Source organism: Suipraeoptans intestinalis (genome assembly GCF_009696485.1).
Classification (GTDB): Bacteria; Bacillota; Clostridia; order Lachnospirales; family Lachnospiraceae; genus Suipraeoptans; species Suipraeoptans intestinalis.
Window position 1 is genome coordinate 1 of record NZ_VULY01000044.1, and the last position, 5,238, is coordinate 5,238.

Below are 5,238 nucleotides of genomic sequence, written 5' to 3' on the forward strand. Positions count from 1 at the left end.
CCGATTTTCTCCTTGGAGGAAGGCGTTTGTTGTCTCGTCTTTCTTTTCCGGAGGATTCTTTGTCACCATCAGTCCTCACTCCCTTACTGTGTAAGCTTGGATAAATTTCTGTTTTTCTTCTCTCTTACGGTAACCGGTCTGCAGAAAGGATCTACAGGTCTACGATCCTTGCCCGATGATGGATCGCCGGCAGAAATTTCTGCAACAGATCCTTTGTTTTAAATTTCAAATGGCTGGTGTTGATCCCGGGATTACAGCCAAACCATTCTGCCTCTGCCACTTCCTTGTCGATGATCACCTGTACGTAATCGTCTTCATCCATTAACAGACCTGCGACGCTGGCAGATCCCGGCGTCGTCCCCAAATGCTCCAGCATCTTTTCCGAAGGAGGCAAAGGACATCCTGGAAACGCCCAGCTTTTTGCTGAATTCAGATGTTTCAAAGGCTTGTCAGCCGGCATCACCAGTAAAAAAAAGGTGGTTTTCTTCTGGTTGCAGAGAAATACGTTTTTTCGGATCTGTGTCCCGATCACTTCGTCGATCCGGGCGCACTCCTCCATGGAAGCTGCCGGATCATTGTCCACCTGCTGGTAGGGAATGTTCAGCTTTTCCAAGGTATCATACATCATCCGCTCCAGTTTCCCTCTCGGATCCTTTGGAGCCTGATTTCTTACTTCGCTGATATACATAGATTCTTCCTCCTTCGTCTCTGATCTTTTGTATGTTCTGTGATCTCCGCCGCAGCGTCCGTTCCTGCGGGGCTTCTGTCGGACTGCCTGCATCAAACCGGGCAGAGGATTTTGCAATGACAGAGTTTTGCAATGACAGAGATAGCATATGGCTATATAATATCACAGCCAAGGGGGAAATGCACCGAAATCCTCCTTGGCTTTTTGTTTTCCGTATATGGTTTGAGGAATCAGGAAAATCTTCCCCAGAACTTTTCCTTCCAGATGCCGAACCTTTCAGACACATCCTCTTTCTTTTCCTGATATAGGGTGTAGCTAAAATCCAGCCCGTAAGCCAGCAGCAGAACACTACCCAGCACCTTTCCCCAGGACAGAGGCACTCTGTCAATGGCTGCCGACACAAAATTGTGAAGGAAATAGAACAGGCCCAGTGTATACACGCCCCAGGCAATGGAGCTTTCCAGACAGATGACTCCTTTATAATTAAATGGCTTGTCGTGGTAATCCCACCAGATCTCCCCGAAGATCTTGTCCATTATGTAAGCCGTTATCAGCTCCAACGTAGTTGCCAGCACCATTCCAAAGAAAAACAGTTGTAACGGATTGGAGCTGTACGGCCGCAGAAGGATATAGACCGTCACGCCCCTACTCCGTAGATCGGACACATCGGACTCTTGGCGAACCCCCGGTTTGTCAGTCTTCTGTTGCAAAATGACATGTAGATAGACTCCAGTACCCATCCTAAAAAGCTGTATGCCAAAAACCACAGCACCACATGATACATACTCCAGCCAAACACCACTTTATTCCACCACATATTTCCTCCCATGACTTCGTTCTCTGGTTTCCTTTTTTCACAGATACGTAACGCCGCACCAAAGACTTTTGCATAGCAGAAAATCCCCCTGAACTTCCTGCTACACAAAAATAGAGTGTCTCATCAACACTCTATTTACTGCACATATTAGTTATACTTACGCTTTCTGGCTGCTTCAGACTTTTTCTTGCGTCTTACGCTGGGCTTTTCGTAATGCCTCTCTTACGAATCTCCTGCTGAATACCAGCCTTTGCACAGTTTCTTTTGAATCTGCGTAAAGCACTATCCAACGTTTCGTTTTCTTTTACGATTACATTTGACATAAACTCACACCTAACCTCCCCTCCAGCCTTGTATTGTGCATCATACGACTGTTCGGGTATTTTTACTGCACTAGAAAGATTATACCATATTTTTCCTGTTCGTCAACACATTTTGACAATTTCTAAAATTTCTTATTCTCTTGTTCTCTTACGCTCTTACAGATCTTTCAGCTGGCTTCGCAGGATCTCTTCGGCCTTTCCATGGCTTCCGCCATGCCCGCCGGATTTTTCCCGCCTGCCTGTGCCATGGAGGACTCCGCCCCCTCCCCTCCAAGGGGGTGATCGGTGCGGCGCCTCCCACCTCCGCGCTCCCTACCTTTGTCTAAGAGGGTGGCCGGACGGGATTGGGATCAGCCCGTTGCCGCGGCATGAAACGGCTCCGCTCTTTTTACCGATCCAGGACACACGTCCTGCCGCCTTATGCTATCCTGCATGAAGCCTGGAGCCGTTCTTTTGCGTCCTATTTCGGGAAGGAAGAAGGATGATGCTTCTCCCCTCGATCCCACCCACGACTCCCGTTCCGACACATGAGTCCCCGGATCTCCCGCACAAGCACGCTCCCCCCACTTACCATGTCGCCGATTTCCCCGGTCTGGCCCTTGGCGGCACAGAAACAGGATTCCGGCCTACGATCTCTCCCTCTTTTTCAGCGCTGATCCAGAAGATGTGCCAGGACACGTGCGCGTTTGGCCTGCTGGGCGGTCTTTTATAAGGATTTTCCATTTTCCTTTTGGCTGCTATGAAGCGATCTCGTCGATTATCTTTCTGTCTAAAAAGAAAGAAGCCGCGCTTCTGTTTGCATCGGACATTATCGCCGGATGGGAGGCGGCTGGGGGGCATGTTATGAAGATCCTGGGTCGGAAACGGGAGTCGCTGCGGTGTCCGCCGGATCGAGCGCTGACAGGCCAAAGGGCTTTTGGAATACTATGCAGAGATAGAACGTTCCTGGCAGGAACGGCTTCCCTGCTGAAGGTTTCTCAGGATCGCGTAACAGAAAGAACGGCTTCTCTTTAGAAGAAATAAAAAGCTTCATGCAGAGATAGAATCTTATAAAAGCCAGCAGGCAAAGGACGTGTCCGGCAATCTTCTGGATCAGGTAAAAGAAGTAGGCGGAATCCGTTTTCTTGCCGCAAGGGCAGACGGAATGGACATGAATGGCCTTCGGAGATCGGGGACCAGTGCAAGGAGACGTTTAAAGGAAGCAGTCATCCTTCTTCTCTCCGAAAAAGACCAAAGGGTCAGCCTGGTAGCAATGGCGACAGACGATGCGTGAAAAAGGGAGCGCATGCCGGCAACCTGATCAAATCCGTCGCACCTTTGGTAGGCGGAGGGGGAGGCGGACGTCCTTCCATGGCACAGGCAGGCGGGAAAAATCCGGCGGGCATGGCGGAAGCCATGGAAAAGGCCGAAGAGATCCTGCGAAGCCAGCTGAAAGATCTGTAAGAGCGTAAGAGAACAAGAGAATAAGAAATTTTAGAAATTGTCAAAATGTGTTGACGAAACAGGAAAAATATGGTATAATCTTTCTAGTGCAGTAAAAATACCCGAACAGTCGTATGATGCACAATACAAGGCTGGAGGGGAGGTTAGGTGTGAGTTTATGTCAAATGTAATCGTAAAAGAAAACGAAACGTTGGATAGTGCTTTACGCAGATTCAAAGAAACTGGTGCAAAGGCTGGTATTCAGCAGGAGATTCGTAGAGAGAGCATTACGAAAAGCCCAGCGTAAGACGCAAGAAAAAGTCTGAAGCAGCCAGAAGCGTAAGTATAACTAATATGTGGCAGTAAATAGAGTGTTGATGAGACACTCTATTTTTGTGTAGCAGGAAGTTCAGGGGGATTTTCTGCTATGCAAAAGTCTTTGGTGCGGCGTTACGTATCTGTGAAAAAAGGAAACCAGAGAACGAAGTCATGGGAGGAAATATGTGGTGGAATAAAGTGGTGTTTGGCTGGAGTATGTATCATGTGGTGCTGTGGTTTTTGGCATACAGCTTTTTAGGATGGGTACTGGAGTCTATCTACATGTCATTTTGCAACAGAAGACTGACAAACCGGGGGTTCGCCAAGAGTCCGATGTGTCCGATCTACGGAGTAGGGGCGCTGACGGTCTATATCCTTCTGCGGCCGTACAGCTCCAATCCGTTACAACTGTTTTTCTTTGGAATGGTGCTGGCAACTACGTTGGAGCTGATAACGGCTTACATAATGGACAAGATCTTCGGGAGATCTGGTGGGATTACCACGACAAGCCATTTAATTATAAAGGAGTCATCTGTCTGGAAAGCTCCATTGCCTGGGGCGTGTATACACTGGGCCTGTTCTATTTCCTTCACAATTTTGTGTCGGCAGCCATTGACAGAGTGCCTCTGTCCTGGGGAAAGGTGCTGGGTAGTGTTCTGCTGCTGGCTTACGGCTGGATTTTAGCTACACCCTATATCAGGAAAAGAAAGAGGATGTGTCTGAAAGGTTCGGCATCTGGAAGGAAAAGTTCTGGGGAAGATTTTCCTGATTCCTCAAACCATATACGGAAAACAAAAAGCCAAGGAGGATTTCGGTGCATTTCCCCCTTGGCTGTGATATTATATAGCCATATGCTATCTCTGTCATTGCAAAACTCTGTCATTGCAAAATCCTCTTGCCCGGTTTGATGGCAGGCAGTCCGACAGAAGCCCCGGCAGGAACGGACGCTGCGGCGGAGATCACAGAACATACAAAAGATCAGAGACGAAGGAGGAAGAATCTATGTATATCAGCGAAGTAAGAAATCAGGCTCCAAAGGATCCGAGAGGGAAACTGGAGCGGATGATGTATGATACCTTGGAAAAGCTGAACATTCCCTACCAGCAGGTGGACAATGATCCGGCAGCTTCCATGGAGGAGTGCGCCCGGATCGACGAAGTGATCGGGACACAGATCCGAAAAAACGTATTTCTCTGCAACCAGAAGAAAACCACCTTTTTTTTACTGGTGATGCCGGCTGACAAGCCTTTTGAAACATCTGAATTCAGCAAAAAGCTGGGCGTTTCCAGGATGTCCTTTGCTCCTTCGGAAAGATGCTGGAGCATTTGGGACGACGCCGGATCTGCCAGCGTCGCAGGTCTGTTAATGGATGAAGACGATTACGTACAGGTGATCATCGACAAGGAAGTGGCAGAGGCAGAATGGTTTGGCTGTAATCCGGGGATCAACACCAGCCATTTGAAATTTAAAACAAAGGATCTGTGCAGAAATTTCTGCCGGCGATCCATCATCGGCAAGGATCGTAGACCTGTAGATCCTTTCTGCAGACCGGTTACCGTAAGAGAGAAGAAAAAACAGAAATTTATCCAAGCTTACACAGTAAGGGAGTGAGGGACTGATGGTGACAAAGAATCCTCGGAAAAGAAAGACGAGACAACAACGCCTTCCTC

The 5,238-nt window shown here is 48.3% G+C and carries 4 protein-coding genes and 4 pseudogenes; 5 read left to right on the plus strand and 3 right to left on the minus strand.

What is annotated here, in order from left to right:
• Positions 1-151: 151 nt before the first annotated feature.
• The 3 genes and pseudogenes from FYJ34_RS12595 to rpsU (FYJ34_RS12605) form a co-directional block, all read right to left on the minus strand.
• Complete coding sequence (locus FYJ34_RS12595; RefSeq protein ID WP_235899551.1) at positions 152-688, minus strand: prolyl-tRNA synthetase associated domain-containing protein; 537 nt, start codon at positions 686-688, stop codon at positions 152-154.
• 230 nt (positions 689-918) lie between these two features.
• Positions 919-1,517: pseudogene (locus tag FYJ34_RS12600) on the minus strand (putative ABC transporter permease).
• A 135-nt stretch (positions 1,518-1,652) separates the two neighbouring features.
• Positions 1,653-1,828: pseudogene (gene rpsU, locus FYJ34_RS12605) on the minus strand (30S ribosomal protein S21).
• 1,072 nt (positions 1,829-2,900) lie between these two features.
• Between rpsU (FYJ34_RS12605) and FYJ34_RS13690 the strand changes: the two are divergent.
• From FYJ34_RS13690 to FYJ34_RS12630, 5 genes and pseudogenes are all read left to right on the plus strand, one after another.
• Positions 2,901-3,101 carry a hypothetical protein gene (locus FYJ34_RS13690; RefSeq protein WP_154479011.1) on the plus strand — a complete coding sequence of 67 codons (201 nt, stop codon included), beginning with the start codon at positions 2,901-2,903 and terminating at the stop codon, positions 3,099-3,101.
• The gene (locus tag FYJ34_RS13695) at positions 3,098-3,271 is read left to right on the plus strand and encodes a DHHA1 domain-containing protein (protein ID WP_154479012.1); all 174 of its coding nucleotides are present in this window, start codon (positions 3,098-3,100) and stop codon (positions 3,269-3,271) included. The genes FYJ34_RS13690 and FYJ34_RS13695 overlap by 4 nt, the downstream gene beginning before the upstream one ends.
• Before the next feature lie 157 nt (positions 3,272-3,428).
• Positions 3,429-3,616 (plus strand): annotated as a pseudogene (rpsU, locus tag FYJ34_RS12620) (30S ribosomal protein S21).
• A 234-nt stretch (positions 3,617-3,850) separates the two neighbouring features.
• Positions 3,851-4,476, plus strand: a pseudogene (locus FYJ34_RS12625) (putative ABC transporter permease).
• A gap of 94 nt (positions 4,477-4,570) precedes the next feature.
• Positions 4,571-5,179 (plus strand): prolyl-tRNA synthetase associated domain-containing protein, encoded by a 609-nt coding sequence (locus tag FYJ34_RS12630; protein WP_235899552.1) that lies wholly within the window; start codon positions 4,571-4,573, stop codon positions 5,177-5,179.
• Positions 5,180-5,238 lie beyond the last annotated feature (59 nt).